Raw genomic sequence first — 26,273 nt, 5'->3', positions numbered from 1 at the left:
GCCCCCTCCCAGGACCGCACCTGCGAGGGGGCGCCGACGCTACGAGGGGGCGCCGACGCAAGGGCGGGCCACGGCAGCAAGCCTCGACGCAAGGGCGGCCCGCGGCAAGCAGGCCTCGACGCAAGGGCGGCCCGCGGCAGCAGGCCTCGACGCAAGGCGGCCCGCGGCAGCAGGCCTCGACGCAAGGGCGGGCCGCTACGAGGGGGCCTCGACGCACGCGGCGCAGCGGCCGAGAACCGTAACCTTCCGCGCTCTCCGGCCCGCACCCGGGAGAATGGGTGCATGGACTGGCAGACCACCTCGGAGGACACGGTGCCCTCGGCGCGCGTGTCGGAGGCGGATGCCCGGCTCCTCCGCGCGCGTCCGCCGGCCACCGGCGCCTGGCGGGACGGCGATCCGCCCGGGGAGCGCCGGTTCGAGGCCTTCGGTCCGTTCCGCACCGAGGGTGGCGCGCAACTGCCCCTCATCCGCCTGGCGTACGAGACCTGGGGCGAGCTCAACGAGACGCGCGACAACGCGATCCTGATCCTGCATGCCCTCACCGGCGACTCGCACGTGGTCGGCGCGGCGGGCCGCGGTCATCCCACGAGCGGCTGGTGGGACGAGATCGTCGGCCCCGGCGGCGCGATCGACACCGACGAGTGGTTCGTGGTGGCGCCGAACATGCTCGGCGGCTGCCAGGGCTCCACGGGACCGGCGAGCGTGGCGCCCGACGGCTACGAGTGGGCCTCGCGCTTCCCGTACCTCACGATCCGCGACCAGGTCGCCGCACAGGTGCTGCTCGCTGACGCACTCGGGATCGACCGCTGGGGCGCCGTGATCGGCGGATCCATGGGCGGCATGCATGCGCTGGAGTGGGGCATCGGCCACCCCGACCGCGTCGCACGCCTCGCGATCCTGTCCTCTCCCCCGGTCACCACCGCCGATCAGCTCGCCCTGAACTTCGTCCAGCTGGAGACGGTGCGGATGGATCCGCGCTTCGCGGGCGGCGAGTACTACGACGCCCCGATCGGCGAGGGGCCGCACCGCGGGCTCGCCCTGGCGCGGCGCATGGCGCTGCTGAACTACCGCAGCCCGATCGAGCTCAACCAGCGCTTCCAGCGCTCCTGGCAGTCGGAGGTGTCCCCGCTCGGCCACGGCGGGCGATACGCGGTGGAGAGCTACCTCGACTTCCACGGCAACAAGTTCACCCGCCGCTTCGACGCCAACAGCTACCTCACCCTGGTCGAGGCGATGAACTCGCACGACGTCGGCCGCGACCGCGGTGGCGTCGAGGACGCACTCAAGCGGGTCACCGCGACCACGCTGGTGCTCGGGATAGACACCGACCGGCTGTTCCCGGTGGACGGGCAGCACCGGATCGCCCGGGGCATCCCGCACACGCTGGACGGGAACGAGGCCGTGGTGCTCGCGAGCGACTTCGGCCACGACGGATTCCTCATCGAGACTGACGAGGTCGGCCGGCACCTGCGGCGGCTGCTCGCGGCCTGAACCGCGGGTCCTTCCGCCGCACAGCCTCTGCCCCGCCGTATTCTTCCACCGGCTTCCGCCACCGGCTTCCTCTTCCGCCGGCTTCCTCTTGCGGCGGCTTCTGCCACACTTTTCGACCGATGCGCCGCCAATCGATGCGGCACCGGCGAAAAAATGCAGCACCGGCGAAAAAGTGCAGCACCGGCAGAGAGGTGCAGCAGGGCGGAAGGTCAAGAGCCTTCGTACCGCCACGCCGGCTCCGCCGCGATGAGCCGGTCCCTCGCACCCGGCGGCCCGCCGGCGAGCTCGTCCCCGTCCCAGAAGAACACCGTGCCGGTCTCGGTGCGCACGACCCGGGTGCGGAACAGCTGCGGCTCGCGTCCGCGCGCGAGCGCGAAGGCGTCCGCGATGCTCGCCGCGCCGAGGAGCCCGTGCAGCGTCCGCCAAGTGGGCGGCAGCAGCGCGATCTCGCCCGCCTGGTGCGCCGCGAGGGCGGCGGCCGGCGCGAACCAGCGCGCCTCGACGACCTCGTCCGGCGCGGCGACGATCATGCCGCCGGGATCCGCGCCGAGGAAGAACCACGTCCTGACCCGCTTCGGGATCCCGGCGGGCGGCACCCAGCACGACAGCGGCACGAGCAGCTCCAGCTCCAGCCCCGCCTCCTCGGCCGTCTCCCGCACCGCCGCACGGCAGGCGTCCTCCTGCTCGTCCGAACCCTCGCGACGATCGCCGGCGTCCACCATGCCGCCGGGGAACACCCACGCCCCCGCGAAAGAGCCGCGGTCGGGGCGACGCAGCAGCAGAACCTCGGGCGCGGACGGCACGTGCGGATCCGCGACAGGCGTCGCGTCGCGCAGGATCACGGCGGTCCCCGCGACCGGCAGGTCCTCGTCTTCGGCGGAGGTCATCCGCCCATGCTAGGCCGGACCGGTCAGAGCGTGTCGCGCACCCGCACGGATCCGGTCTCGGTGTGGAAGCGGCGCTGCACCGCGTACGAGACGAGCGCGATGCCGAGACCCAGGACCGCGAGGCCGGCACCGATCCAGGAGGGCGCGGCGAAGCCCCACCCCCACGCGATCACGAGGCCGCCGAGGAACGCGCCCAGGCTGTTGCCGATGTTCAGCGCCGAGTGGTTCAGCGCCGCGGCGATCGACTGGTTGTCTCCGGCGACCTCCATCAGCCGGGTCTGGATCGACACTCCCAGGATCGAGGACAGCAGCGCCATCACGAAGGACAGCGGCACGAGCAGCCAGATCGAGAAGGACAGCGCCGCCAGCAGCACCAGGACGCCGGCCATCAGGCCGAGTCCGAGCAGCAGAGTGCGGCGCAGGTCGCGGTCGGCGAAGTGGCCGCCGAGCAGGTTCCCGATCGTCATGCCGAGCCCGAACACCACCAGCGTGACCGGCACCATCCACTGCGGAGCCCCCGCCCGCTCCGTGACGAGCGGCGCGATGTAGCTGTACACCGCGAAGAACCCGCCGAACCCGATCGCGCCGGTCCCCAGCGCGAACCAGACCTGCGGGCGGCGGAACACCCCCAGCTCCGCCCGGAAGGTGCGCCCGGGATCGCCGGCGTGCTCGGGCACGAAGAGCGCGATGCACACGGTGGCGAGGGCGAACACGACCGTCACGACGAGGAACGCGCTGCGCCACCCCACGTGCTGGCCGAGGAACGTCCCCGCGGGCACCCCGACCACGTTGGCGATCGTGAGACCGGTGAGGATGAACGCGACGCCCTTGGCCCGCTTGCCCGGGCCGAGCACGTCGGCCGCGACGAGCGCACCGATCCCGAAGTACGCGCCGTGCGGCAGCCCCGCGATGAAGCGCGCGAGCCCCACGGTCTCGAAGGTCGGCAGCACGACGGCCAGGCCGTTGCCGAGGGTGAGCGCGATCGCGAGGCCGAGCATGACCCTGTGGCGCGGGAAGCGTGCGACCAGTCCGGCGATCGTCGGCGCTCCGATGACGACGCCGAGGGCGTACAGGGACACCAGGACGCCGGCGCGTCCGATCGCCTCGTCGGGGTTCTGCGCCCAGAGCTTCGGCAGCAGGTCCTGCGCGATGTTGGGCAGCAGGCCCATGGCGACGAACTCGGTCATGCCGATGCCGAAGCTGCCGATGGCGAGCGAGAGGAGCGCCCGCATCGCCGCACCCCTCGAGAGGCTCGAGGGTTTCATCCGTCCAGTTTAGAGGGGCCGGACGCGTCGACCGCACGCCCGAGGCGTTGGATCGAGGCGTTGGATCGAAGCGCCCGATCTAGTTGCCGGACGAGGCGTCCTCGATGGCGGCCTCCAGCCGTTCGATCTTCGCGTCGATCTCGCCCTCGTAGCCGGGGCGGATGTCCGCCTTGATCACGAGCGAGATGCGCGAGCCGAAGGGCTCCACGGCCTCGGTGGCACGCTTGACGACGTCGAACACCTCATCCCACGTGCCTTCCAGCTCCGTGAACATGCTCGACGTCCTCGACGGCAGACCGGAATCACGCACGACCTTGACCGCCGCGGCGACGGCGTCGTGGACGGAACCATCGGCGCGTCCGGTACCGGACGGGGCGACGGAGAAGGCGATGAGCATCAGGACTCCTCTGACTTTCGAAGGGGGACGGGGGTGCGCATGAGCGCGCGGATCGCGATCACGCAGATCACGACGACCATGACGTTCCGGGCGCTCAGCAGCGCGATGGCCAGGGGTTCGGCGCGCAGCAGCTCGTCGTAGGCGACGGGGTACACGGCCTGGGTGAGCGCGTAGTCGACGAGCAGCAGGATGGCGGGGACCCGTACGCGCGGGCGGTCGAACAGCCACCACAGGATCAGCGGGGTGAGCAGCCACACCTGGAACTGCGGGGATCCGATCTTGTTGCAGGCGATCAGCACGGCGACCATTGCGAGCATGGTCGCCGGCAGCAGCCTGCGCACCGAGGCCCCGGCGCGGAGCTTGCGCAGCGCGAGGACGGCGATCGCGACCACGGCGAGCGCCATCAGCGGGGTGAGCACCGCGCCGACCGCCGCGACCCCGGGCCCGGCGAGCTCGAAGGTGAGGATCTCGTGGGAGTACTGGATCCTGGTCACGCCGATCTGCGTGAGCCAGAGCAGCGGGGTGGCGCCGACCGCCTCGATCTGCAGGCCCCGGCCGGACATCTGGCTGAGGAACCCGAACAGGTACTTCCCTCCGCCGAGCGCGACGAGGCTCAGCACCACGACGACGGTCACGATCACGGCGGCCCCGATCATCCTGACGCGGTTGCGCAGGAGCACGAGCGCCGACACGAACAGGGCGCCCGGCCAGATCTTGATCCAGGCGCCGATCGTGAACAGCGCGCTCGCGACCGCGGGGCGGGACAGCAGCCACAGACCGCCGATGATGGCGAGCGGCACCGTGACCGCGTCGATCCGGAACATCGCGATCGGGCCGAGGGCCACCAGCGCGGCCACCCAGAACCAGGCGGCGCGCTGCCGGATCCGGCTGCGGCCGGCACGGGCGGCGCGGAGCAGGAACGCGAACCCGACCGCGTCCAGCGCGGTGACGAGGATCGACCAGGCGACCACGTAGCTCGCGGATCCGACCGCGTATCTGCCGGGCAGCAGCGGGTGCAGGAGCTCGGAGATCCCCTGCGCGATCAGGATCGGCAGCAGGGCGACCTGCGGGTAGACCCAGCTCTCGGTGATGCCGACGATCGGTCCGCCGCCGAGCGCGGCCCTCGCCCACGGCTCGTACACGAACACCGTGTCGCCCATGGCCAGGGCAGGCAGGAACCAGCCGATCGACGCGGCGTACACATGCGCGGCGACGAACGCCAGCCACAGCAGGCCGAGCGGCACCCCGACGCGGCGCACGGCCGTGCTCATCCGGCCACGGGCGTGTTCCGCACCGCGCAGCTCTGCACCGCTCACGCGGGAACCTCCTGGGTCTCGTCGCCGGTCTCGTCGCCGGTGCCATCGCCGTCACCCGAATCGTTGCGAGCACCGTCCGCGGCGAGGGCGAAGGCTGCGGGCAGCGCCTCAGCCACGTCCAGCGCGACGATGGGATGCCCCGCGGAACCCGCCCGCACGCCGGCGGCGATCCGCCCTGCCGCGCCGTGCAGCCGAGCCGCGGTGGCGGCGAGCTCGGCGAGCGATGACGCGGCGCCGGCGGCGCGGTCGGCGGCGATGAGGGCGCCGATCACCCCGCCGAGCACGTCGCCGGTGCCGGCGGTCGCGAGCCAGGCGGTTCCCGCCGTGACGGCGAGCACGAAACCGGCGCCGGGATCCGCGACGAGCGTGGTCGCGCCCTTCAGCAGCACCGTGGCGCGCGCGGCATCCGCGGTCTCCTGCACGGCGGAGGAACGACGTGCGGGATCCTGCAGCGCGTCCGACGCGAGCTCGGAAAGGTCCAATGCGCTGCGCAGGCGGCGGAACTCGCGCTCGTGCGGGGTCGCGACCACGGGTGCGGACCCTGGCAGCAGCTCCAGCGCGCCGGCGTCGACGACGACCGGGACGGAGCCGCGAAGCAGCAGCTGCAGTGCCGCGGTCTCCCCCGCACCCCGGGAGGCGGCGTCGGTCCCGGATCCGATCACCCAGGCGTCGGCGTGCACGGATCCGTCGCCCGTTCCGGTGGCGACGGTCTCCGGTCGCCGCGCGAGCACGAGATCGGCGGCGCGGCGGGGCCCGACGTAGCGCACGTACCCGGCGCCCGCGCGCCAGGCGCCCTCGACGCCGAGCACTGCCGCTCCGGGGAAGGCGTCGGATCCGGTGCGCAGCGCCACGATGCCGCGGCTGCGCTTGTCGGCCGTGTCCCCCGGGGCGCGCAGCAGGCGGCGAGCGTCGTCGCCCGACCACGCGCGCACGGACGGAGCTGACGCATGAGGCATGGGACAACGGTACTGTGCGACGGCTGTGCCCGCCGTCAGTGCCCGCCGTCAGGAACCGCCGCGATGCTGGTGCCCGCGCGACCCTCGCCTGCTCGGCGACCGGTAGCGTCGTACCGTGAGCCTCTTGTTCTCCCCGCTGACCATCCGTTCCGTCGAACTCCGCAACCGCCTCTGGGTCTCCCCGATGTGCATGTACAGCGCCGTGGACGGCGTGCCGCAGGAGTGGCACCACACCCATCTCGCGCAGTTCGCGTCCGGCGGCGCGGGCCTCGTCGTCGCCGAGGCCTCCGCGGTGGTGCCGGAGGGGCGGATCAGCCCGCGGGACACCGGACTGTGGAACGACGAGCAGCGTGACGCCTGGGCGCCCATCGTCGAGGCCGTGCACGCCCGCGGAGCGCGCATCGGGGTGCAGCTCGCGCATGCGGGCCGCAAGGCGTCGACGTGGTGGCCGTGGGCCGACGAGCGCGGATCCGTTCCCTCGGCCGACGGCGGATGGACGACGGTGGCGCCCTCGGCGATCGCGTTCGAGGGGTTCGCGGAACCGGTGGCGCTGGACTCCGCGGGCATCGCCCGGGTCGTGGACGGCTTCGCCGACGCCACCCGGCGGGCCGTCGACGCCGGCTTCGACGTGCTCGAGATCCACGGCGCGCACGGCTATCTGCTGCATCAGTTCCTCTCGCCGCTGAGCAACCATCGCGAGGACTCCTACGGCGGATCGCTGCAGAACCGCGCGCGGCTGCTGCTCGAGGTCGTCGACGCCGTGCGCGCGGCCGCCGGCGACGAGGTGCCGGTCTTCGTGCGCATCTCCGCCACCGACCACGCCCCCGGCGGGTTCACTCCCGAGGAGGCTGCGACGGTGGGCGGCTGGGCGATCGAGCACGGCGCCGACCTCATCGACGTCTCCAGCGGCGGCCTCGTCGCGCACCAGCGGATCGACGTGCATCCGGGCTACCAGGTCCCGCTGGCCGCGACGGTGCGGCAGGGCGGCCGGATCCCTTCGTCCGCCGTGGGGCTGCTCACCAGCGGCGCCCAGGCGGAGGAGGTGCTCGTCTCCGGCGACGCCGACGCGATCTTCGCCGCGCGGGAGTGGCTGCGCGATCCGCACTTCGGGCTGCGCGCCGCGCACGAGCTGGGCGCGACGGTGGAATGGCCCGCGCAGTACGAGCGGGCGCGCTGGCGCTGAGCACCGCTCCCCTGAACGCCGCAGCCTTGAGCGGCGCGATCGGGTTCCGGTCCTCTGAAGGTCGCAGCCCTGAGCGGCGAAGTCGGGTTCCGGTCCCCTGAACGTCGCAGCCCTGAGCCGCGAAATCGGGTTCCGGTCAGCGCCCGAAGCCGCGGCGGGTGATGTCGCGCACCTCGCCGACGAGCTCCTCGATGATGTCCTCCAGGAACAGGATCGCGGTGGTCCGGCCGTCCGCGTCCCGCACCTGCGCGAGGTGGCGGCCGGCGCGACGCATGATCGCGAGCGCGTCCTCGAGATCCGTGTCCTCCTGCATCGGCACCATCTGGTGGATCCGCTTCGCGGGGATCGGCTCCGCGAACTTCGCCGCGGCGTCCGGTCCCTCCGCCGAGCGGATCACGTCCTTCAGGTGCACGTAGCCGACCGGCACGCCGTCCTCGTCGACCATCACATAGCGGGAGAAGCCGTGCTTCGCCACCGCCCGCTCCACGTCGTCCGGGGTGGCGTGCAGCGGCAGCGTGACCAGTCCGTCCAGCGGGACAGCCACGTCGCGGGCGTCCTTGTCGGTGAACTCGACCACGGCGGTCACCGTGCCGGCAGCGTCGGTGAGCACGCCCTCGCGCCGGGACTGGCTCACGATCGTGGCCACCTCCTCGAGCGTGAAGGTCGAGGCCGCCTCGGCCTTGGGCTCGACGCGGAACAGCCGCACCACGCCGTTCGCGGCCGCGTTCAGCGTGCGGATCACGGGGTACAGCACCTTCGACAGCCACACCAGCGGCGTCGCGAGGATCAGCACGGCACGGTCCGGCATCGAGAACGCCAGGTTCTTCGGCACCATCTCGCCGAAGATCACATGCAGGAACGACACGAGCACCAGCGTGATCGCGAACGCGATCACGTCCACGGCCGCGTCTGCGAGCCCCAGCACGTGCAGCGGTGCGGCGAGCAGATGGTGCATGGCCGGCTCGGAGACGTTCAGGATCAGCAGCGAGCAGACCGTGATGCCGAGCTGCGAGGTCGCCAGCATCAGGGTGGCGTGCTCCATCGCGTACAGGGCCGTGCGCGCCGACCGCGACCCGCGCTCCGCGAGCGGCTCGACCTGCGAGCGGCGCGCCGAGATCACGGCGAACTCCGCCCCGACGAAGAAAGCGTTCGCCGCGAGCAGCACGATCAGCCAGAGGATCCCCGCCCAGTCGCTCATCGGGTGCCCCCTTCGCTGTCGGCCGCGTCCGGCTCCGGGTCGGGCGTGAATCGGATCCGATCCACCCTGCGCCCCTGCATCCGCACCACGTGCAGCGTGCCCCCTGGCACCGCGACTTCGTCGCCGCTCACCGGGATGCGCTCGAGCACGCTCATCACGTACCCGCCGATCGTGTCGTAGACGTCGCCCTCCGGCACCTCGATCCCCGCGCTCGCGCGCAGCTCGTCCGGTCGCAGCTCCGCCGGGAACGTGATCGAGTCGCGTCCCCGCACGACGCCGGTGCGGCTGCGATCGTGCTCGTCCGAGACCTCGCCGACGATCTCCTCCACGAGGTCCTCGAGCGTCACGACACCGGCGGTCCCGCCGTACTCGTCCACGACGATCGCGAGCTGATAGCCGCCTCCGCGCAGCTCGGCCACGAGGGCGTCCAGGTGCACGGTCTCCGGAACGCGCAGGGGTTCGGAGGCGAGCGCCCCCGCCGGCACGTCCGTGCGACGCTCCCGCGGCACCGAGACCGCGGCCTTCAGGTGCACGACGCCGGTGATGTCGTCCAGGTCCTCGTCGTACACCGGGAAGCGGCTGTGCCCTGTGCGCCGGGCGAGGCGGATGACGTCGTCAGCGGAGTCGCCGGCGGCGATCGCGTGCATGCTGGGCCGGGGCGTCATCACATCGCCCGCCGTGAGCCGGGCGAAGCCGAGGCTGCGGTCGAGCAGCGTCGCGGTGTCCTTCTCCAGCACGCCGGCGCTCGCCGAACGGCGCACGAGCGAGCTCAGCTCCTCCGCGGAGCGCGCTCCGGAGAGCTCCTCCTTCGGCTCGATGCCCATCCCGCGCAGCACGGCGTTCGCGCTGCCGTTCAGCAGCGCGACGACGGGACGGAACACGGTCGTGAACACCGTCTGGAACGGGATGACCAGTTTCGCGGTCGCGACCGGCAGCGCCATCGCGAAGTTCTTCGGCACGAGCTCGCCGAGGATCATCGACAGCATCGTGGCGACGAGCATGGCGACGAGCACCGAGATCGTCGCGGTCACCGGATCCGGAACTCCCCACCCGGACAGCACCGGGCTCAGCAGGTTGGACAGCGCCGGCTCCATCGTGAAACCGGTCAGCAGCGTCGTCAGCGTGATCCCGAGCTGCGCCGACGAGAGATGCGTCGACGTGATCCGCAACGCCGCGATCGTCATGCCGAGACGGGTCTCCCCGCGATCCCTTCGCGCCTCCAGATCGGCGCGATCGAGGTTGACCAGCGCGAACTCGCTCGCGACGAAGAGGCCGGTCCCCACGATGAGCAGAAGCCCCACGCCCAGCCAGATGTAATCCATCATGGCGTCACCTCCGCGATGGCGGAGAGCGGGCAGTGGGGCGATGTACTACAGGAGGGAGGGTCGTCCATGGTGCGCACGAGTCTACCGGCGGATCGCGGCCGGGAAGCCGAGCGGACCGTGGCACCCCGAGCAGACCTTGGCACGGCCCGAGCAGACCGAGCGGACCGTGGCACGGCCCGAGCAGACCGTGGCACGGCCCGAACGGTGCGCGGTGGCCGAACAGTGCGCCGCCGCCGAACAGTGCGACACGCCGGCCTCGCGCTCGGAGGCCACACTTTTTTGCCTTCTGCGCCACCAATAGATGTGGCGCCGGTCAAAAAGTGTCCGATTGGGCCGGTCTGCCCTCAGCTCCAGCGAACTCCCCGAGGCGGGCGCGATCTGCGGGTGGGGAGGCCCGCCGTCACCAGCAGGTCGTACAGCAGACGCGGATCATCGAGCGCCGGGGTGCGCCATCGGGACAGGCCGGACACCAGGCGGCGCAACGCGTCCTCGCGGTCCTTCTCCTCGACGAAGATCTGCGCAGGGTCCTTGCCTTGCGTGAGCCGCGGGTCCAGATACTTCCCCATTCCGTCGAATTCGCCGACGTGGTCCTGATCGGGGAAATAGAAGTCCGTCTCAGCACGCTTGCCCGGGGACAGCGAGAAGCTGTGCTGCAGAATCGGTTCCGGAAAGCCCAACCGGTCCAGGACGACCCGGCTCTGCGACTCGCGCACCGAGTCGGAGAGGTGCGTCGCGAACGACAGCGCTCTGGCGGCGCGCGACGACCCTCGCCTGCCGAGCGCGCCGTGCACCACGGCCTCCACCTCGTCGCGCCGCACGAGCGCTCCTCCCGGGCGTCGCCGCCAGAGCGCCTGATCGAGGACGACCACCGTCCCCGTGTAGCTCAGCTCGGCGGCAAGATCCGCGACGGTCTGGGCCGGGCTGGTCACCCAATGCCCGCCCCACGGCATCGCATCGACCCCGTCATCGAGGACGTGCCGGCGGATCAGGCCCGTGGATCGTCCGCCAGACGCGCCGCCCACCCGCACATCGATCGTCCGCGGCCAAGGACCGAGGACGTCGATGCCCCAGATCGCAGCCGCCGCAAAGTGCGAGAACAGCACCGGGCTCCGCACCCGGCACGCCGCCTCGGCGACGCGGATCCGATGCTGTTCGATTCCGCGCAGTTCCGCCCACTGCGCAGCCGGCGCGTAGGCGCCGGGCGCGACTCGCACGTACTCCTGCTTTCCGAGGGCACGCCGGAGTCGACGGTAGTCGATCGGATCGGGGAGACGATCGCGACGGCGGACGAGGGGGAGGTCGATGGCCGGTCGAAGCATGCGGAGATGCTGGCGCGCGCGGCGTCGCGGAGACGAGGGAACGCCGGAAGCCGTGCAGAACTCGTGCAGATCACGCCCGGTGCGGGCTCAAGCGAACCCCGCCCGCGGACCGCCCGTCCACCGCCCGCGGACCGCCCGTCCACCGCCCCCGGACGGCCCGCGGACCCCCGTGCACCGCGTGGCGGCCAAGACGAAGGCCACACGCCGCCTGGCTCGCCCGTCCGCACCGCTCCATGCCACACTTTTTGGCCCGCGCGCCATCGAATGACGTGGCATTGGTCAAAAAGTGTGGCAGAGGACGCGCCGACGGGCCCCGCGATCACCAGCTGACGGGGAGCGCCTTGCCCTCTTCGTAGCCCGCGGCGGACTGCAGGCCGACGAGCGCGCGCTCGTGGAACTCGGTCACCGAGGCGGCTCCGGCATAGGTGAACGAGGAGCGCACCCCCGAGGTGATCATGTCGAGCAGGTCCTCCACGCCGGGGCGGAGCGGATCCAGGTAGATCCGCGACGACGAGATGCCCTCGGCGAACAGCTCCTTGCGGGCCCGCTCGTACGCGTTCAGCCGTCCGAACCTGGCCTGCACCGCCTTGGTCGACGCCATCCCCCAGGACTCCTTGAAGACGCGTCCGTCGGGATCGGTCTGCAGCTCCCCCGGCGCCTCGATCGTGCCCGCGAACCAGGAGCCGATCATGACGGAGGCCGCCCCCGCGGCGAGAGCGAGCGCCACGTCGCGCGGGTATCGCACGCCGCCGTCGGCCCACACGTGCGCCCCGGCCTCGCGAGCCGCCTCCGCGGTCTCCAGCACGGCGGAGAACTGCGGGCGTCCGACGGCGGTCATCATCCGGGTGGTGCACATGGCGCCGGGGCCGACACCGACCTTGAGGATCGACGCGCCGGCCTCGACGAGGTCGCGCACGCCGTCCGCCGACACGATGTTGCCGGCCACGATCGGGATCCCGAGGTCGAGCGCCGCGACCGTCCGCAGCGCCCCGAGCATGCCCTCCTGGTGCCCATGCGCGGTGTCGACCACCAGCACGTCCACCCCGGCCGCGGCGAGCGCCTTGGCCTTGGCGGCGACATCGCCGTTGATGCCGACCGCGGCGGCGACCGCGAGTCGCCCCGAGGCGTCGACGGCCGGACGGTACAAGGTCGCGCGCAGCGCGCCACGAGCGCTCTGCGTGCCCACCAGATGACCGTGCCGCAGCACGCACACCATCTCGGCCCCCGCGGCCGTGATCGTGTCGAAGGCCTGGCGCGGATCGGTCACGTCCTCGGCGTCGAGCGACGGCGAGTCGGGGCGGACCAGGTCGCCCAGCTGCGCGTCCGGCAGCGCGGTCGCCAGCCGGGTGGCGGGGAGGATCCCGTGGATCGACTCGGCGAGGACCTCGCCCCGCGCATCCGCCACGACGACGCCGTACCCCTCCGTGGCGGGGAGCAGCCGCAGCGCGTCCTCCACGGTGGCACGCGGCGACAGCACCAGCGGGGTGTCCCAGGCGACCGGCTGGCGCTTGACCCAGCGGATCGCCTCGTCGAGCTGCTGCAGCGGCATGTCCTGCGGCAGCACGCCGATCCCGCCGCGGCGGGCCAGGGTCGCCGCCAGGCGGGGCCCGGTCACCGAGTTCATGTTCGACGAGACCAGCGGGATCGTCGCCGGGGTGCCGTCCTGCGGCGCCAGGTCGACCTGCAGCCGGCTGGTCACGGCGGATCGGCGGGGCACGAGGAACACGTCCGAGTAGGTCAGATCCACCATCGGTCGTTCACCGGAGAACTGCATCCCCTCAGGGTAGCCGCCCCGGATCGGATCCGACCTTCCGGACGCGCCTTCCCGCGGCCCGCAGACGAGCGCCGACACGTTAGGCTTGAGACCCGGAGCGTGGCCATACCCGGGAGATGCCCGGGGCGGAAATCACCTCCTGATTCAGCGATGAAAGAGGGCGATCGAGCGTGTCGAGCCAGGTGACGGGCGTCGGGACTTCGGGAGACGGGGAGTTCGGAGCCAATTCCTGGCTCGTCGACGAACTGTACGAGCAGTTCAAGGTCGACCGGAACTCCGTCGACAAGGAGTGGTGGCCGGTTCTCGAGAACTACCATCCCTCGGACACGGCGGCTCCCGCCGCAACGGCCCCCGCGGCTCCCGCGCATGATGCGAACCCGGTCACGGCCCCCATCCCGGTGATCGGCCAGCAGCCGGTCGCCCGGACCACCACCAAGCCGGCGCGCCAGGCCCCCATCCCGGCCCAGGCGCAGGACCGCGCCGCGGGCGAACCGGGCACCGAGCAGCACGAGGACCTGGTCACCCCGCTGCGCGGCATGCCGAAGACCCTCGCCGCGAACATGGACGAGTCGCTCACGGTCCCGACCGCGACGAGCGTCCGCACGGTCCCGGCGAAGCTGATGATCGACAACCGCATCGTCATCAACAACCACATGTCCCGCACCCGCGGCGGCAAGGTGAGCTTCACGCACCTGATCGGCTGGGCGCTGATCCAGGCGCTCAAGGAGTTCCCGAGCCAGAACGTCTACTACGCCGAGGTCGACGGCAAGCCGAGCGTCGTCGCCCCCGCGCACATCAACCTCGGCATCGCGATCGACATCCCGAAGCCCGACGGCACCCGCGCGCTCCTGGTGCCGAGCATCAAGCGCGCCGAGACCCTCACCTTCGGCGAGTACTTGTCCGCCTACGAGGACCTGATCACCCGCGCACGGGGCAACAAGCTCACCGCCGCGGACTTCCAGGGCACCACGCTCTCGCTCACCAACCCCGGCGGCATCGGAACGGTGCACTCCGTCCCGCGTCTGATGAAGGGCCAGGGCTGCATCATCGGCGCCGGCGCCCTCGAGTACCCGGCCGAGTTCCAGGGCACCAGCCAGAAGACGATCGACGTGCTCGGCATCGGCAAGACGATCACGCTCACCAGCACGTACGACCACCGCGTCATCCAGGGCGCCGGATCCGGCGAGTTCCTGAAGAAGGTGCACGAGCTGCTGATCGGCCAGCGCGACTTCTACGAGGACATCTTCCGCGCACTGCGGATCCCGTACGCGCCGATCCACTGGGCCAACGACATCGCGGTCGACCTGTCCGAGCGCATCGACAAGACCGCGCGCGTGCAGGAGCTCATCAACTCGTACCGCGTGCGCGGCCACCTGATGGCCGACATCGACCCGCTCGAGTACGTGCAGCGTTCGCATCCCGACCTCGAGATCGAGACGCACGGCCTGACCTTCTGGGACCTCGAGCGCGAGTTCGTCACGAACGGCTTCGGCGGCCGCCGCCAGATGAAGCTGCGCGACATCCTCGGGGTGCTGCGCGACTCGTACTGCCGCACGATCGGCATCGAGTACATGCACATCCAGGACCCGGAGCAGCGCGCCTGGTTCCAGCAGAAGGTCGAGGTCAAGTACGTCAAGCCCGGCCACGACGAGCAGCTGCGGGTGCTGAGCAAGCTCAACGAGGCGGAGGCCTTCGAGACCTTCCTGCAGACCAAGTACGTCGGCCAGAAGCGCTTCTCGCTCGAGGGCGCCGAGTCGCTCGTGCCGCTGCTGGACGAGATCCTGCAGGGCGCGGCCGGCGCCGGTCTCGACGGCGCCGCGATCGGCATGGCGCACCGCGGACGCCTGAACGTGCTCGCGAACATCGCCGGCAAGACGTACGGCCAGGTCTTCCGCGAGTTCGAGGGATCCATGCAGCCGGGCAACCAGCGCGGATCCGGCGACGTGAAGTACCACCTCGGCAAGGAGGGCACCTTCGTCGCCGACGACGGCGCCGAGCTGCCGATCCTCCTCGCCGCGAACCCCTCGCACCTGGAGACCGTGGACGGCGTGCTCGAGGGCATCGCCCGCGCCAAGCAGGACCGCAAGCCGATCGGCACCTTCACCTGGCTGCCGATCCTGGTGCACGGCGACGCGGCCTTCGCCGGTCAGGGCGTCGTCGTGGAGACCCTGCAGATGTCCCAGCTGCGCGGCTACCGCACCGGCGGCACGGTCCACGTGGTCGTGAACAACCAGGTCGGCTTCACCACGCTGCCGAACGACTCGCGCACCTCGGTGTATGCGACCGACGTCGCCAAGACGATCCAGGCCCCGATCCTGCACGTCAACGGCGACGACCCGGAGGCCGTGGTCCACGTCGCCCAGCTCGCGTTCGAATACCGCGAGCGGTTCCACCGCGACATCGTGATCGACCTGGTCTGCTACCGCCGCCGCGGTCACAACGAGGGCGACGACCCGTCGATGACGCAGCCGCTGATGACCGACCTCATCCAGGCCAAGCGTTCCGTCCGCAGCCTGTACACCGAGTCGCTCGTCGGCCGCGGCGACATCACGCAGGAGGAGTACGACCAGGCCAAGGCGGACTTCCAGAACCGCCTGGAGATCGCGTTCGCCGAGACGCATGCGGCCGCCACCGGCGCCACGCCGATCGCGCCGGACCTCGCCCCCGTCGACGACCAGACCGGCTCCCCCGAGTTCACCGGCGTGCCGACCGAGGTCGTGCAGCTGATCGGCGACGCGCACGCGAACAAGCCCGAGGGCTTCACCGTGCACCCGAAGCTGCAGCAGGCGATGGAGAAGCGCGTCGAGATGAGCCGCAACGGCGGCATCGACTGGGGCTTCGGCGAGCTGCTCGCGTTCGGCTCCCTGCTGGTCGAGGGCACCCCGGTGCGCCTGGCCGGGCAGGACTCGCGCCGCGGCACGTTCGTGCAGCGCCACGCCGTGCTGCACGACCGCGAGAACGGCCAGGAGTGGCTGCCGCTGGCGAACCTGTCCGAGAACCAGGCCCGCTTCTTCGTGTACGACTCGCTGCTCAGCGAGTACGCCGCCCTCGGCTTCGAGTACGGCTACTCCGTCGAGCGCCCCGAGGCCCTGGTGCTGTGGGAGGCGCAGTTCGGCGACTTCGTGAACGGCGCGCAGTCGGTCATCGACGAGTACATCTCCGCCGCCGAGCAGAAGTGGGGTCAGCAGTCGAGCGTCGTGCTGCTGCTGCCGCACGGCTACGAGGGCCAGGGGCCGGACCACTCCTCGGCGCGCATCGAGCGGTTCCTGCAGCTGTGCGCGCAGGACAACATGACCGTCGCGCGTCCGTCCACCCCGGCGTCGTACTTCCACCTCCTCCGTCGCCAGGCCTACGCCCGTCCGCGCCGGCCGCTGATCGTGTTCACGCCGAAGGCGATGCTGCGCCTGCGCGGCGCGACAAGCCCCGTCGAGGACTTCACGAAGGGCCGCTTCGAGACGGTGATCGACGACACCAGGGAGCTGGATCGCTCCGCCGTGAAGCGCGTGATCTTCCACTCCGGCAAGGTGCACTGGGACCTGCTGGCCGAGCTGGAGAAGAACCCCAACCCGGAGATCGCCCTGGTGCGGGTGGAGCAGCTGTACCCGGTGCCGCTGCGCGCGCTCAAGACCGTCGCGGACACGTACCCCAACGCCGAGATCGTCTGGGTGCAGGAGGAACCGGAGAACCAGGGCGCCTGGCCGTTCCTCGCCCTGCACTTCCAGACCGTCCCCGGGCCGCGCACGGTCCGTCCGATCACCCGCCCCGCCTCGGCGGCCCCGTCCACCGGGTCCTCGAAGGTGCACGCCGCGGAGCAGGCCGACCTGCTCTCCCGCGCGCTGACGCTCTAGGCCGGATCGCTCACCGACGCGGTGTCCCGGGTCTCCGGGGCACCGCGTCGTCGTCTCCGCCACCTCCGCACCACCGTGACGAGGACCGCGATGACGGCCACCACGGCGGGCACCACGAGCGCGGCGCCGGCGAGCACGAGCAGCCCGATCGTGCAGACCGCGGCGATCACCGCCATCCACCATCCCGTGGTCCGTCGCGGCAGGATGCGGATCGCGGCGATCATGCCGACCGTGTAGACGGCGACCATGCTCGCGGTGTGGACGAGGATGAACGGCTGCAGCGCGAACCCGGTCGCCCACGCCACCGCGAAGTACGCGAGCACCAGCAGCATCGACAGCATCAGCGCGCGGCGCGGCACGGTGCCCGCGGCAGCTCCCTTCGCGAACCAGCGCGGCAGGTCGCCGTTCTCGGCGAGCGAGGCGCCGAGCTTGCCGAACGCCGCGAGATACACGTTCAGGACGCCGAGCGCGACCACCGCCGACACCACCCCGATCAGGGTCGGCGCCGCACGCACGCCACCGGCCTCGACGAGATCGAGCAGCACGACGTCGCCGTGGTCCGCGCGCTCCCCCAGCGCGCCGACCGTGACGACCTGCAGTGCCAGATAGCAGCCGCCGGCGAGCACGAGCGTGATCGCGGTCGCGAGCGGGATCACGCGGCGGGGGCGGGCGAACTCGCCGGAGATGTGCGTGCCGACCTCCCAGCCCGCGAAGGCCCAGACGAACATCACGATCGCCGTGCCGACGCCGCCCCAGCCGTGCGGCAGGAACGGCGTGAAGCTCTCCGGGCGCACGGCGGGAGCCGCCACGGCGACCACCACCACCACGATCGCGAGCAGCAGCCCGGTGAGCGCCAGCTGCAGCCAGCCGGTGAGGCGCACCCCGAACAGGTTGGCGACGAACGGCACCAGCAGGAAGCCGAGCGCGAGCCACGGGATCCCCGCCCGGTCGATCCCGACGACGGTCGCGATGTACCGGGCGCCGAGCACCGCGACGACGGGGCCGCCCGCCGCGACCCCGAAGAGGAACCAGTACCCGGTCGCGCGCGCGGCGGTCGGACCCAGTGCGCGGCGGGCGTAGCTGGCCACGCCGCCGGGATCCGGATGGCGGGCCGCGAGCGCCGCGAACGCGCCCGCAAGCGGCACGGCGAGCACGGTGATCACCGCGACCGCGATCAGGCTCGCCGGTCCTGCGGTCTGTGCGGCGAGCCCGGGGAGCACCAGCAGGCCTGTGCCCAGCACGGAGGCCAGATACAGGGCGATCCCCTGCGCGAGGCCCAGCCCGCCTGGAGCGCCGAGCCCGAGATCCGGGCTCTCTGCGCCCTCCGCGGGGTGGATTGCGGTCATGGCGACACCGTACCGAGGGCCGCCGACATTCAATACCAGATCGTGAGCGCGGGCGCCGCCGCGGCGCCGAGGGCGTGATCGAACGCCTCCGCCGCGTCGGCGGTCGCGCCGACCCGCCCCGCGGCCCGCAGCGTGGTCGCGCTCACCCCGCCCAGGTACAGCGCCGACAGCGCCGCCACGTCCAGCTCCAGGTCGGCGGCGTCCGCGGACACCGCGACGTGCGCCTTCCCGTCCGCGCCGACCCGCACCCGCCAGGCGCCGTCGGCGAACCCCAGCGGATCCGACACCCGCAGCACGAGATCGAGCGGCGCGCGATAGCGGCGCGCCTGCAGCGCCGCCGGAACGTCCAGGATCCGCAGCCAGCCGTGATCGTGCACGACCGTCTGCACCGCACGCTGGTCCGCGACGAGCCAGGGCAGCGGGTCGTCCACCGGGCGCAGGCTCGCGCGGACCGTGCGCACGAGATCGTGCGTCACCGCGAAGCACCACAGCGCCCGCATCGCCTCCGGGGTCGCGGCGGCCAGGTGGCGGACGGTGAGGTCGGCGCCGAATCCGTCGCTGAGCGGCTCGAGGAGGTACGCCATCGCGCCCTGCACCGCGCCATCGGCGTCCACGTAGCGGACGCCGCGCACGGCGGGGCCGCTCGCGTCGCCGGCCGCGAGACCGGACAGCTGCGCCCAGCGCTGCGGCCACGCCGAGACCTGGCCGGCGCGCGCGGGGCGGAGCCGTTCGTGCAGGCCCGCGAGCGCGTCCGCGAGCACGTCCTGCTCGACGCTGTCCAGCCGTCCCGGCGAGGGCACGGCGCTCCACCCCGCACGCCGGGCGTCGACGGTGAACGATGCCACCGGCACGGCCGGACCGAATCCGTACCGGCCGTAGATCGTGGCCTCGGTGACGGTGAGGCCGGCGAGCGCGGCTCCCGCAGCCGCGGCCGAGCGCAGCTCGCCCTCGAGCATCGCCCTGGCCACGCCGCGCCGGCGATGCGTGGGGTTCACCGTCACCGCGCTGATGGCCCAGATCGGCACCTCTCCGCCGGGCACCGAGAGCCGGGTCTCGAACGAGTTGACGGTCGCGATCGGCACGTCCGCGAGGCCGGTCGAGCCCGGGTCGAACACGCCGATGTCGCGACGGGTGCGGAACACGTCGCGCGTCTCGGCGATCGCCTCGGGCGACGGATCCTTGTCCAGGAAACCCCGGGCGACCGCGCGCACGAAGGCCGCAGCCGACGCCTCGTCGTCCAGCTCAACGACGCGGTATTCGAGGCCGGCGGCGCGAAGGCTCTCGGCGGACTGCGCGTCGGCGGGGACGGTCTTGGGATCGAGCGGCGTCATGCCCTCAGCGTATCCAGGAGGACGCACGCGCTGCTCGCCCGCGACGGGCTCCGGCCGTCAGTGCACGGCGGCCTGCACCGCGCGGAGCCGTGCCAGGACCTGGTCCCGCAGTTCCTCCGGAGCCGTCTCCTTGCAGGCGCGGGAGACGACCTCGGTCAGCGTCGTCGCGACCAGGGCCTCCTCCGCACAGGAAGGGCAGTTCTCGAGATGCTCGCGGATGTCCGAGTGCTCGGTCTTGCACATCTCGTTGCGGAGGTACTCCTCCAGGTCCTGCCGCGCCTTGGCGCATCCGCAGTCGGTCATTTCGTGCTCCTCGTGGCCGCCGAGGCGATCCCTCGCTCCGCGGCGTAGTCCGCCAGCAGCTCCCGGAGCATGCGGCGCCCGCGGTGCAGGCGGCTCATGACGGTGCCGATGGGGGTCTTCATGATGTCGGCGATCTCCTGGTAGGCGAAGCCCTCGACGTCTGCGAGGTACACCGCCAGCCGGAAGTCCTCCGGCACGGCCTGCAGCGCCTCCTTGACGACGGACGCCGGCATCCGGTCGATCGCCTCGGCCTCGGCGGACCGGCTGTGCGAGGCGGTGGTCGACTCGGCGCCGCCGAGCTGCCAGTCCTCGAGCTCGTCGATCGTGCCCTGATAGGGCTCGCGCTGACGCTTGCGATAGATGTTGATGTAGGTGTTCGTCAGGATCCGGTAGAGCCACGCCTTGAGGTTCGTCCCCTGCGTGAAGCTCGCCCAGGATGCGTACGCCTTCACGAACGTCTCCTGCACGAGGTCCGCGGCGTCGGCGGGGTTGCGGGTCATGCGCATCGCGGCTGCGTAGAGCTGATCCATGTACGGGATCGCCTGCTCTTCGAATTCGCGGCGCGCCGTGTCGGGCTCGTCGTCCGGCGAGGCCTGCATCGGTGCCTGATCGTTCATCGCCAGCCAGTCTAGGCCGTCGAGATCGACCGACACCCGCTCGAGCGTCGCCTGCATGAACCCTCCTCACCTGACATATCCGCGGTCTCCGGTCGGAGGCCTTCAGTAGGGTAGGAACCGATGAGCGACTCGACGTATTCCCCCGCACCGCGCGGACGCTGGTCGGCGCCGGTCTCCCCGGGCGCCCTGCATGCCGAGCTGCGCGTGCCCGGCTCCAAGTCGCTCACGAATCGCGAGCTGATCCTCGCGGCGATCGCCGACGGACCGGGCCTCGTGACGTCCCCGCTGCACTCGGAGGACTCGGCGCACATGGTCGCCGCGCTGCGTGCTCTCGGCGTGGGGATCGAGGAGCGTCCTGGGTCCGGCGAGTTCGGACCGGACCTGCAGATCACCCCTGCGCCGCTGCGCGGCGGTGCTCCGCACGAGGCCGTCACGGTGGACTGCGGACAGGCGGGCACGGTGATGCGCTTCATCGCCCCGCTGGCGGGCCTCGCCCGCGGCGACGTGCTGCTGACCGCCCACGAGACCGCCCTGCACCGGCCGATGGGCGCCATGATCCACGCCCTGCGCGATCTCGGGATCGACGTCGAGGACGGCGGGAGCTGGGCGCTGCCGTTCACGATCCGCGGACTGGGCCACATCCGCGGCGGACGCATCGAGATCAACGCCTCGGCGTCCAGCCAGTTCGTCTCCGGTCTGCTGCTCGCCGCGCCGCGCTTCGACGTCGGCCTGCATCTGGTGCACACCGGCGACCGCCTGCCGAGCATGCCGCACATCGACATGACCGTCGAGGCGCTGACCCGGCGCGGGATCAAGGTGCAGCGTCCTGCCGCTGGCGAATGGATCGTCGAGGCGGGCGTCCCGCGCTCGGTGGACACGGCGATCGAGCCGGATCTGTCGAACGCGGCGCCGTTCCTGGCCGCGGCGCTCGTCACCGGCGGCTCGGTCTCGATCGCGGGCTGGCCGTCCCGCTCCACGCAGCCGGGTGCGCTGCTGCCCGGCCTGCTCTCCGCGCTCGGCGCCGAGACCGTCCTGGCCGGAGGCGTGCTGACCGTCCGCAGCCTCGGCCGCATCCGCGGCGCTGACCTCGATCTGTCCGCCGCTGGCGAGCTCGCACCGACGTTCGCAGGCCTCGCCGCGCTCGCGGACGGTCCCTCCACGCTCACCGGAATCGGCCACATCCGACTGCACGAGACCGACCGCATCGCCGCGCTCACGGGGAACCTGCGCGCACTCGGCGGCGACGTGGAGGAGCTCGCAGACGGGATCCGGATCGTCCCCGCTCCCCTGCACGGCGGCGAGTGGCCGGCCCATCACGATCACCGCATGGCGACCACCGGCGCGCTGATCGGGCTGCGCGTGCCCGGCGTCGAGGTCGACGAGATCGGCACCACGGCCAAGACGCTCCCCGAGTTCGCCGGGCTGTGGCAGCACCTGCTGGCGTCCGCCGGCACGGCCGGGGCGCCAGGGAGCGCGACCGCGTGAGCTGGCTGGACGACGACGGAGACGACGACGAGCTCGACGAGTTCGACGAATCCCAGATCCGGACGCGTCCGAATCCCAAGGCCAACCGGCCCCGCACGAAGCGCCGGCCTGCGCACGCCGACGCCGAGACCGGCCGCGTGCTCGGCGTCGACCGCGGCCGCTACTCGGTGCTGATCGGCGAGGGAACGGAAGCCGAGCGCACCATCACCGCGACCAGGGCACGAGAGCTGCGCCGCATGCCGATCGTCACCGGCGACGCGGCCCGCGTGGTGGGAGACACCTCGGGCGACGAGGGCACTCTCTCGCGCATCATCGGCATCGTCGAGCGCACCTCGCTGCTGCGTCGCAGCGCGGACGACACGGACCAGGTGGAGCGCGTCATCGTCGCGAACGCCGACCAGATGCTCATCGTGGTCGCCGCCGCCGACCCCGAACCCCGGGAGCGCCTGGTCGACCGGTATCTGGTCGCCGCGCTGGACGCGGGGATCCGTCCGCTGCTGGTGGTGACGAAGACCGACCTGGCGGATCCGTCCGAGTTCCTCCGGCATTTCGAAGGCCTCGATCTGCAGGTCTTCACGAGTGCGCAGGACCCGACGGCCGAGCACGGCGGAATGCCGCTCGACGAGATCGGAGCGGCCCTCGTCGGGCACTCGACCGTGTTCGTCGGCCACTCCGGGGTCGGCAAGTCCACGCTGGTGAACGCGCTGGTGCCGAGCGCGGGGCGCGCGACCGGCCACGTCAACGTGGTGACCGGCCGGGGCAGGCACACGTCCTCGTCCACGGTGTCGCTGCGGTACGTGGCGCCCGGCGGCGCCGGCACCGGGTGGGTGATCGACACCCCCGGCGTGCGGTCCTTCGGGCTGGGGCACGTGAACCCGGAGAACATCCTCGCGGCGTTCACCGAGCTCGCCGCGATCGCCGAGGACTGCCCGCGCGGGTGCACCCACCGCGCCGACGCCGAGGACTGCGCGCTGAACGAGGCCGCCGCCGCCGGCCGGCTCGGCGAAGCGGGGCTCTCCCGCCTCGAGTCTCTGCAGCGGCTGCTGGCGACCTTCGCCGACAAGCTCTGAGCGGATCCGGCCGGGCGGATCCGGGCGAACGACTCCGACCCGCGGGGGCGGGGCGTCCGGGTACCCTGGAGCGGTGACTGCGCAGCGCCTCGAACCCGGTACCCCCGCCCCCGACTTCGCCCTCCAGGACCAGGACGGCGCCACCGTGTCGCTGCAGGACCTGCGCGGCAGGAAGGTCGTGCTGTACTTCTACCCGGCCGCGATGACGCCGGGCTGCACCACCGAAGCCTGCGACTTCCGCGACAGCCTGTCCTCGCTGCAGGGCGCGGGCTACGCCGTCGTCGGAGTCTCCCGCGACGAGCCCGCGAAGCTGAAGCAGTTCGCCGAGCGCGACGGACTGACGTTCCCGCTGCTCAGCGACCCCGATCTGGCCGTGCACCAGGCGTACGGCGTCTGGGGCGAGAAGAAGAACTACGGCAAGGTGATCCAGGGCGTGATCCGCTCGACCTTCATCATCGACGAGCAGGGCGTGGTCGAGCAGGCGCTGTACAACGTCAAGGCGACCGGTCACGTCGCCCGCATCCGCAGGATCCTGGGCCTCGCAACCTGAGCCGCTCGGCGTCGACCTGTCGATCGAGGTCGCCGACGTCGACGACGCCCGCGATGACGCGTGGGCCCGTCATGTCCCCACCGGACAGGACCGATCGGACAAGCCGCCCGTCGCAGCGGACTAGCCTCGGCCGGGCCCGTCGGCGCCGTCGCCTTCGGCGAACTGCCGCCGCGCGGCAGCGCCCTCGCGCCGCGCCACGAGGAAGAGCAGCACCGCTCCGACCGCGCCGGGGATCGCGAGCGAGAACACGAACACGGCCGGGAAGGGACGCACGCCGAGGGAGCTGAGCGCGATCGCGATCGCGAGGATCTGCACGACGAGACCCCCGCTGCGTCCGGACGAGCGTCCCCGCAGCACGGCGAAGGCGAGCGCGCCGAGCAGGACGGCGCCGACCGCGGTGAGCCCGATCAGCCCGAGGGCGGACGGCAGCGAGGCCGCATCCCCTGCTCCCAGTCCGAAGGCCTCGATCAGGGCGATCACGAGGAGCGCGAGGGCCTCGAGGGCGAGCACGGCGGCCGCCGCGGTGGTCAGTGCAGACGCGCGCATGGCAGGCTCCCGGCTCGTTCTTCGTGCGGCGGTTCATCGCGCGTCGGGCGTCCATCCACCCGCCGTGCAGAAAACCCTTGAAACAAGACGTTTCATGTAAGAGAATAGATGACGGCCATGTGCTCCCACAGCGGCGTGGGGCGAGCATCCGCTCGCAACACCGAGGACGACGGACCCCCCGAACGCCGCCTTGAATTCCGAGCACGCGAGAACTGCGCGTGCTCACGACATCCACACGAGGAGCCCCCATGGATTGGCGCGACAAGGCCGCCTGTCTCACTGTCGACCCCGAGCTGTTCTTCCCCGTCGGGAACACCGGACCGGCCGTCGATCAGATCGAGAAGGCGAAGGCCGTCTGCGCTCGCTGCACCGTCACGGAGATCTGCCTGCAGTACGCCCTCGAGACCAGCCAGGACTCGGGCGTCTGGGGCGGCCTCAGCGAGGACGAGCGCCGCGCTCTGAAGCGCCGCGCCGCCCGCGCACGCCGCGCCGGCTGAGCCGCCGCGGCCCGGCGTCGTCGCGAGGGCTGAGCGTCGCCGGGCTGAGCGTCGCCTGGCTCAGCCCTTCATCCAGCGCATCGGAAGGTCGATGGTCACGACCGTGCCCTCGCCGTCCGCGCCCTGCCAGACGATGGTGCCGCCCAGCTCTCCCTGGATGAGCGTGCGGATGATCTGCGTGCCCAGGCCCTGGCCGATCCGCCCCTCGGGCAGCCCGTGCCCGGTGTCGCTCACGATCACCCGCAGGTTCTCATCGGTGCGCTGCGCCTCGATCGTGACCACGCCCTCCTGACCGGCGAGGCCGTGCTCGACGGCGTTGGTGACCACCTCGGTGAGCGCGAGCGCGAGCGGGGTGGCGTATTCGCTGGGCAGCACGCCGAAACGACCGGTGGACTGCGTGCGCGCGCGGGTGTTCGGGGCCGAGGCCACCTCGGCGACGAGCTTCAGCACGCGCGCGAAGACCTCGTCGAAGTCCACCTTCTGCGCCAGTCCCCCGGCCAGGGTGTCGTGCACGACCGCGATCGACTCGACCCGGCGCATGGCCTGGGTGAGCGCGTCGCGCGCCTCCTCGGAGTGCGTGCGACGGGCCTGGATCCGCAGCAGCGAGGCGACGGTCTGCAGGTTGTTCTTGACCCGGTGGTGGATCTCCCGGATCGTGGCGTCCTTGGTGATGAGCTCCTGCTCCTGGTGGCGCAGCTCCGACACGTCCCGGCACAGCACGATCGCGCCGATGCGGGTGCCGTGGTCCTTGAGCGGGATGGCCCGCAGCGACACCGTCACTCCGCGCGCCTCGACGTCCGTGCGCCAGGGCGCCCGGCCGGTCACCACGACCGGGAGCGACTCGTCGACCTGGCGGGCGGGCGGCACGATCCGCGTGGTCACCTCGACCAGCGACTCGCCCTCGAGCTCCTCGTCGAAGCCCATCCGGTTGAACGCGGACAGCGCATTCGGGCTCGCGAACGTGACGACGCCGTCGACGTCGATGCGGATCAGCCCGTCGGACGCACGCGGGGCGCCGCGGCGGGGCGAGGTGGGCGCGGACGGGTCGGGGAACTCACCGCCGGAGATCATGCCGAACAGGTCGTCCGCCGCCTCGTTGAAGGTGATCTGCTGTCGCGAGGGGGTCCGCGCCTCGCCGAGGTTGGTGTGCCGGGTGAGCACGCCGATCGGCGTCGCCGTCTCGCCGTCCTTGGCGCGCATGCGCACGATCGGCACCGCCCTGACCCTGGTCGGCGTCTCCTCGAACCAGTCCGGGTTGGCGGAGTCGACGATCGCGGCCTCCGCGAACGCGCCCTGCACCTGGGTGCGCCACTGCGGTCGCACCCGCTCCCCCACGATGTCGCGGTAGAAGAGAGTGGCCGCGCCGCTCGGACGGGTGTGCGCGACGGCGACGAAGGATCCGTCCGCCGTCGCGATCCAGATCACGATGTCGGCCGACGCCAGATCCGCCAGCAGCTGCCCGTCTCCGGCGAGCCGATGCAGCCATTCGACGTCGTCATCGGCGAGGCAGCCCTGAGCCTGGGCGAGGTCACTGAGAGTCGACACCCTCTCAGCCTAGAGGGCGCCGCA

General features: G+C 71.9%; 22 protein-coding genes. 7 read left to right on the top strand and 15 right to left on the bottom strand.

The genetic code is table 11. The features are described from left to right. Positions 1-282: 282 nt before the first annotated feature. Positions 283-1,491 (top strand): homoserine O-acetyltransferase MetX, encoded by a 1,209-nt coding sequence (metX, locus tag ACTJJZ_RS16865; RefSeq protein WP_440722346.1) that lies wholly within the window; start codon positions 283-285, stop codon positions 1,489-1,491. A 209-nt stretch (positions 1,492-1,700) separates the two neighbouring features. Here metX and ACTJJZ_RS16860 read toward each other — a convergent pair whose 3' ends face one another. From ACTJJZ_RS16860 to ACTJJZ_RS16840, 5 genes are all read right to left on the bottom strand, one after another. Then, entirely contained in the window at positions 1,701-2,378 is a 678-nt protein-coding gene (locus ACTJJZ_RS16860; protein WP_440722345.1) for an NUDIX domain-containing protein, read from the bottom strand. Between the two features lie 23 nt (positions 2,379-2,401). Next, positions 2,402-3,643, bottom strand: coding sequence for an MFS transporter (locus tag ACTJJZ_RS16855; RefSeq protein WP_440722344.1), 1,242 nt, complete (start codon positions 3,641-3,643; stop codon positions 2,402-2,404). Positions 3,644-3,722: 79 nt separating this feature from the next. Continuing rightward, positions 3,723-4,040, bottom strand: coding sequence for a thiamine-binding protein (locus tag ACTJJZ_RS16850; protein ID WP_440722343.1), 318 nt, complete (start codon positions 4,038-4,040; stop codon positions 3,723-3,725). Next, positions 4,040-5,356 (bottom strand): hypothetical protein, encoded by a 1,317-nt coding sequence (locus tag ACTJJZ_RS16845; protein ID WP_440722342.1) that lies wholly within the window; start codon positions 5,354-5,356, stop codon positions 4,040-4,042. The genes ACTJJZ_RS16850 and ACTJJZ_RS16845 overlap by 1 nt, the downstream gene beginning before the upstream one ends. Continuing rightward, on the bottom strand, positions 5,353-6,312 hold the full coding sequence (locus ACTJJZ_RS16840) for an ADP-dependent NAD(P)H-hydrate dehydratase (RefSeq protein WP_440722341.1): 960 nt from the start codon (positions 6,310-6,312) through the stop codon (positions 5,353-5,355). The genes ACTJJZ_RS16845 and ACTJJZ_RS16840 overlap by 4 nt, the downstream gene beginning before the upstream one ends. Before the next feature lie 115 nt (positions 6,313-6,427). On the opposite strand from ACTJJZ_RS16840, the gene ACTJJZ_RS16835 reads away from it, so the two are divergent. Continuing rightward, positions 6,428-7,495, top strand: coding sequence for an NADH:flavin oxidoreductase/NADH oxidase (locus ACTJJZ_RS16835; protein ID WP_440722340.1), 1,068 nt, complete (start codon positions 6,428-6,430; stop codon positions 7,493-7,495). 136 nt (positions 7,496-7,631) lie between these two features. Here ACTJJZ_RS16835 and ACTJJZ_RS16830 read toward each other — a convergent pair whose 3' ends face one another. The 4 genes from ACTJJZ_RS16830 to ACTJJZ_RS16815 form a co-directional block, all read right to left on the bottom strand. Continuing rightward, positions 7,632-8,693: a hemolysin family protein gene (locus ACTJJZ_RS16830; RefSeq protein ID WP_440722339.1), complete on the bottom strand. Its 1,062-nt coding sequence runs from the start codon at positions 8,691-8,693 to the stop codon at positions 7,632-7,634. Next, positions 8,690-10,015, bottom strand: coding sequence for a hemolysin family protein (locus ACTJJZ_RS16825; RefSeq protein WP_440722348.1), 1,326 nt, complete (start codon positions 10,013-10,015; stop codon positions 8,690-8,692). The genes ACTJJZ_RS16830 and ACTJJZ_RS16825 overlap by 4 nt, the downstream gene beginning before the upstream one ends. A 347-nt stretch (positions 10,016-10,362) precedes the next feature. After that, positions 10,363-11,121 (bottom strand): hypothetical protein, encoded by a 759-nt coding sequence (locus ACTJJZ_RS16820; protein ID WP_440722338.1) that lies wholly within the window; start codon positions 11,119-11,121, stop codon positions 10,363-10,365. 535 nt (positions 11,122-11,656) lie between these two features. Then, the gene (locus tag ACTJJZ_RS16815) at positions 11,657-13,111 is read right to left on the bottom strand and encodes a GuaB1 family IMP dehydrogenase-related protein (RefSeq protein ID WP_440722337.1); all 1,455 of its coding nucleotides are present in this window, start codon (positions 13,109-13,111) and stop codon (positions 11,657-11,659) included. A 170-nt stretch (positions 13,112-13,281) separates the two neighbouring features. Here ACTJJZ_RS16815 and ACTJJZ_RS16810 point away from each other — a divergent pair, with 170 nt between their 5' ends. Continuing rightward, positions 13,282-16,959, top strand: a complete 3,678-nt coding sequence (locus ACTJJZ_RS16810; protein ID WP_440722336.1) for a multifunctional oxoglutarate decarboxylase/oxoglutarate dehydrogenase thiamine pyrophosphate-binding subunit/dihydrolipoyllysine-residue succinyltransferase subunit — start codon at positions 13,282-13,284, stop codon at positions 16,957-16,959. On the opposite strand, the gene ACTJJZ_RS16805 is transcribed toward ACTJJZ_RS16810, so the two are convergent. Genes ACTJJZ_RS16805 through ACTJJZ_RS16790 form a run of 4 tightly spaced genes read right to left on the bottom strand, consistent with a single transcriptional unit; the run spans position 16,956 to position 20,613 of the window. Then, positions 16,956-18,305 carry an APC family permease gene (locus tag ACTJJZ_RS16805; protein WP_440722335.1) on the bottom strand — a complete coding sequence of 450 codons (1,350 nt, stop codon included), beginning with the start codon at positions 18,303-18,305 and terminating at the stop codon, positions 16,956-16,958. The genes ACTJJZ_RS16810 and ACTJJZ_RS16805 overlap by 4 nt on opposite strands. A 29-nt stretch (positions 18,306-18,334) precedes the next feature. Beyond that, the gene (locus tag ACTJJZ_RS16800) at positions 18,335-19,636 is read right to left on the bottom strand and encodes a GNAT family N-acetyltransferase (protein WP_440722334.1); all 1,302 of its coding nucleotides are present in this window, start codon (positions 19,634-19,636) and stop codon (positions 18,335-18,337) included. Positions 19,637-19,693: 57 nt separating this feature from the next. After that, positions 19,694-19,939: a mycothiol system anti-sigma-R factor gene (rsrA, locus tag ACTJJZ_RS16795; protein ID WP_440722333.1), complete on the bottom strand. Its 246-nt coding sequence runs from the start codon at positions 19,937-19,939 to the stop codon at positions 19,694-19,696. Then, positions 19,936-20,613, bottom strand: a complete 678-nt coding sequence (locus ACTJJZ_RS16790; protein ID WP_440722332.1) for a sigma-70 family RNA polymerase sigma factor — start codon at positions 20,611-20,613, stop codon at positions 19,936-19,938. Before ACTJJZ_RS16790 ends, rsrA begins: the two co-directional genes overlap by 4 nt. Before the next feature lie 63 nt (positions 20,614-20,676). Between ACTJJZ_RS16790 and aroA the strand changes: the two genes are divergently transcribed. From aroA to bcp, 3 genes are all read left to right on the top strand, one after another. Continuing rightward, a complete protein-coding gene (gene aroA / locus ACTJJZ_RS16785; protein ID WP_440722331.1) occupies positions 20,677-22,041 on the top strand; it encodes a 3-phosphoshikimate 1-carboxyvinyltransferase in 1,365 nt (454 codons plus the stop codon). Next, positions 22,038-23,111 carry a ribosome small subunit-dependent GTPase A gene (gene rsgA / locus ACTJJZ_RS16780; RefSeq protein ID WP_440722330.1) on the top strand — a complete coding sequence of 358 codons (1,074 nt, stop codon included), beginning with the start codon at positions 22,038-22,040 and terminating at the stop codon, positions 23,109-23,111. The genes aroA and rsgA overlap by 4 nt, the downstream gene beginning before the upstream one ends. A gap of 73 nt (positions 23,112-23,184) precedes the next feature. Then, positions 23,185-23,661: a thioredoxin-dependent thiol peroxidase gene (gene bcp, locus ACTJJZ_RS16775; protein ID WP_440722329.1), complete on the top strand. Its 477-nt coding sequence runs from the start codon at positions 23,185-23,187 to the stop codon at positions 23,659-23,661. Between the two features lie 120 nt (positions 23,662-23,781). Here bcp and ACTJJZ_RS16770 read toward each other — a convergent pair whose 3' ends face one another. Beyond that, positions 23,782-24,207, bottom strand: a complete 426-nt coding sequence (locus ACTJJZ_RS16770) for a hypothetical protein (RefSeq protein WP_440722328.1) — start codon at positions 24,205-24,207, stop codon at positions 23,782-23,784. 248 nt (positions 24,208-24,455) lie between these two features. Between ACTJJZ_RS16770 and ACTJJZ_RS16765 the strand changes: the two genes are divergently transcribed. Further along, a complete protein-coding gene (locus ACTJJZ_RS16765; protein WP_308490387.1) occupies positions 24,456-24,704 on the top strand; it encodes a WhiB family transcriptional regulator in 249 nt (82 codons plus the stop codon). A gap of 60 nt (positions 24,705-24,764) precedes the next feature. On the opposite strand, the gene ACTJJZ_RS16760 is transcribed toward ACTJJZ_RS16765, so the two are convergent. After that, positions 24,765-26,249, bottom strand: coding sequence for a sensor histidine kinase (locus ACTJJZ_RS16760; protein WP_440722327.1), 1,485 nt, complete (start codon positions 26,247-26,249; stop codon positions 24,765-24,767). Positions 26,250-26,273: the final 24 nt, after the last annotated feature.

It is taken from the genome of Microbacterium sp. 22242 (assembly GCF_052045495.1).
GTDB lineage: Bacteria > Actinomycetota > Actinomycetes > Actinomycetales > Microbacteriaceae > Microbacterium.
The sequence above is the reverse complement of the archived record's forward strand: the minus strand, read 5'-3'. Positions and strand labels throughout refer to the sequence as shown.

Excerpts from the sequence above, each read along its gene's own strand:
- ACTJJZ_RS16800 (WP_440722334.1), bottom strand. The coding sequence starts at position 19,636 with ATGACGCCGCTCGATCCCAAGACCGTCCCCGCCGACGCGCAGTCCGCC.
- ACTJJZ_RS16855 (WP_440722344.1), bottom strand. The coding sequence starts at position 3,643 with ATGAAACCCTCGAGCCTCTCGAGGGGTGCGGCGATGCGGGCGCTCCTC.
- ACTJJZ_RS16815 (WP_440722337.1), bottom strand. The coding sequence starts at position 13,111 with ATGCAGTTCTCCGGTGAACGACCGATGGTGGATCTGACCTACTCGGAC.
- ACTJJZ_RS16805 (WP_440722335.1), bottom strand. The coding sequence starts at position 18,305 with ATGACCGCAATCCACCCCGCGGAGGGCGCAGAGAGCCCGGATCTCGGG.
- ACTJJZ_RS16840 (WP_440722341.1), bottom strand. The coding sequence starts at position 6,312 with ATGCCTCATGCGTCAGCTCCGTCCGTGCGCGCGTGGTCGGGCGACGAC.
- aroA (WP_440722331.1), top strand. The coding sequence starts at position 20,677 with ATGAGCGACTCGACGTATTCCCCCGCACCGCGCGGACGCTGGTCGGCG.
- metX (WP_440722346.1), top strand. The coding sequence starts at position 283 with ATGGACTGGCAGACCACCTCGGAGGACACGGTGCCCTCGGCGCGCGTG.
- ACTJJZ_RS16860 (WP_440722345.1), bottom strand. The coding sequence starts at position 2,378 with ATGACCTCCGCCGAAGACGAGGACCTGCCGGTCGCGGGGACCGCCGTG.
- ACTJJZ_RS16825 (WP_440722348.1), bottom strand. The coding sequence starts at position 10,015 with ATGGATTACATCTGGCTGGGCGTGGGGCTTCTGCTCATCGTGGGGACC.
- ACTJJZ_RS16790 (WP_440722332.1), bottom strand. The coding sequence starts at position 20,613 with ATGCAGGCGACGCTCGAGCGGGTGTCGGTCGATCTCGACGGCCTAGAC.
- ACTJJZ_RS16830 (WP_440722339.1), bottom strand. The coding sequence starts at position 8,693 with ATGAGCGACTGGGCGGGGATCCTCTGGCTGATCGTGCTGCTCGCGGCG.
- rsrA (WP_440722333.1), bottom strand. The coding sequence starts at position 19,939 with ATGACCGACTGCGGATGCGCCAAGGCGCGGCAGGACCTGGAGGAGTAC.
- ACTJJZ_RS16765 (WP_308490387.1), top strand. The coding sequence starts at position 24,456 with ATGGATTGGCGCGACAAGGCCGCCTGTCTCACTGTCGACCCCGAGCTG.
- ACTJJZ_RS16850 (WP_440722343.1), bottom strand. The coding sequence starts at position 4,040 with ATGCTCATCGCCTTCTCCGTCGCCCCGTCCGGTACCGGACGCGCCGAT.
- ACTJJZ_RS16770 (WP_440722328.1), bottom strand. The coding sequence starts at position 24,207 with ATGCGCGCGTCTGCACTGACCACCGCGGCGGCCGCCGTGCTCGCCCTC.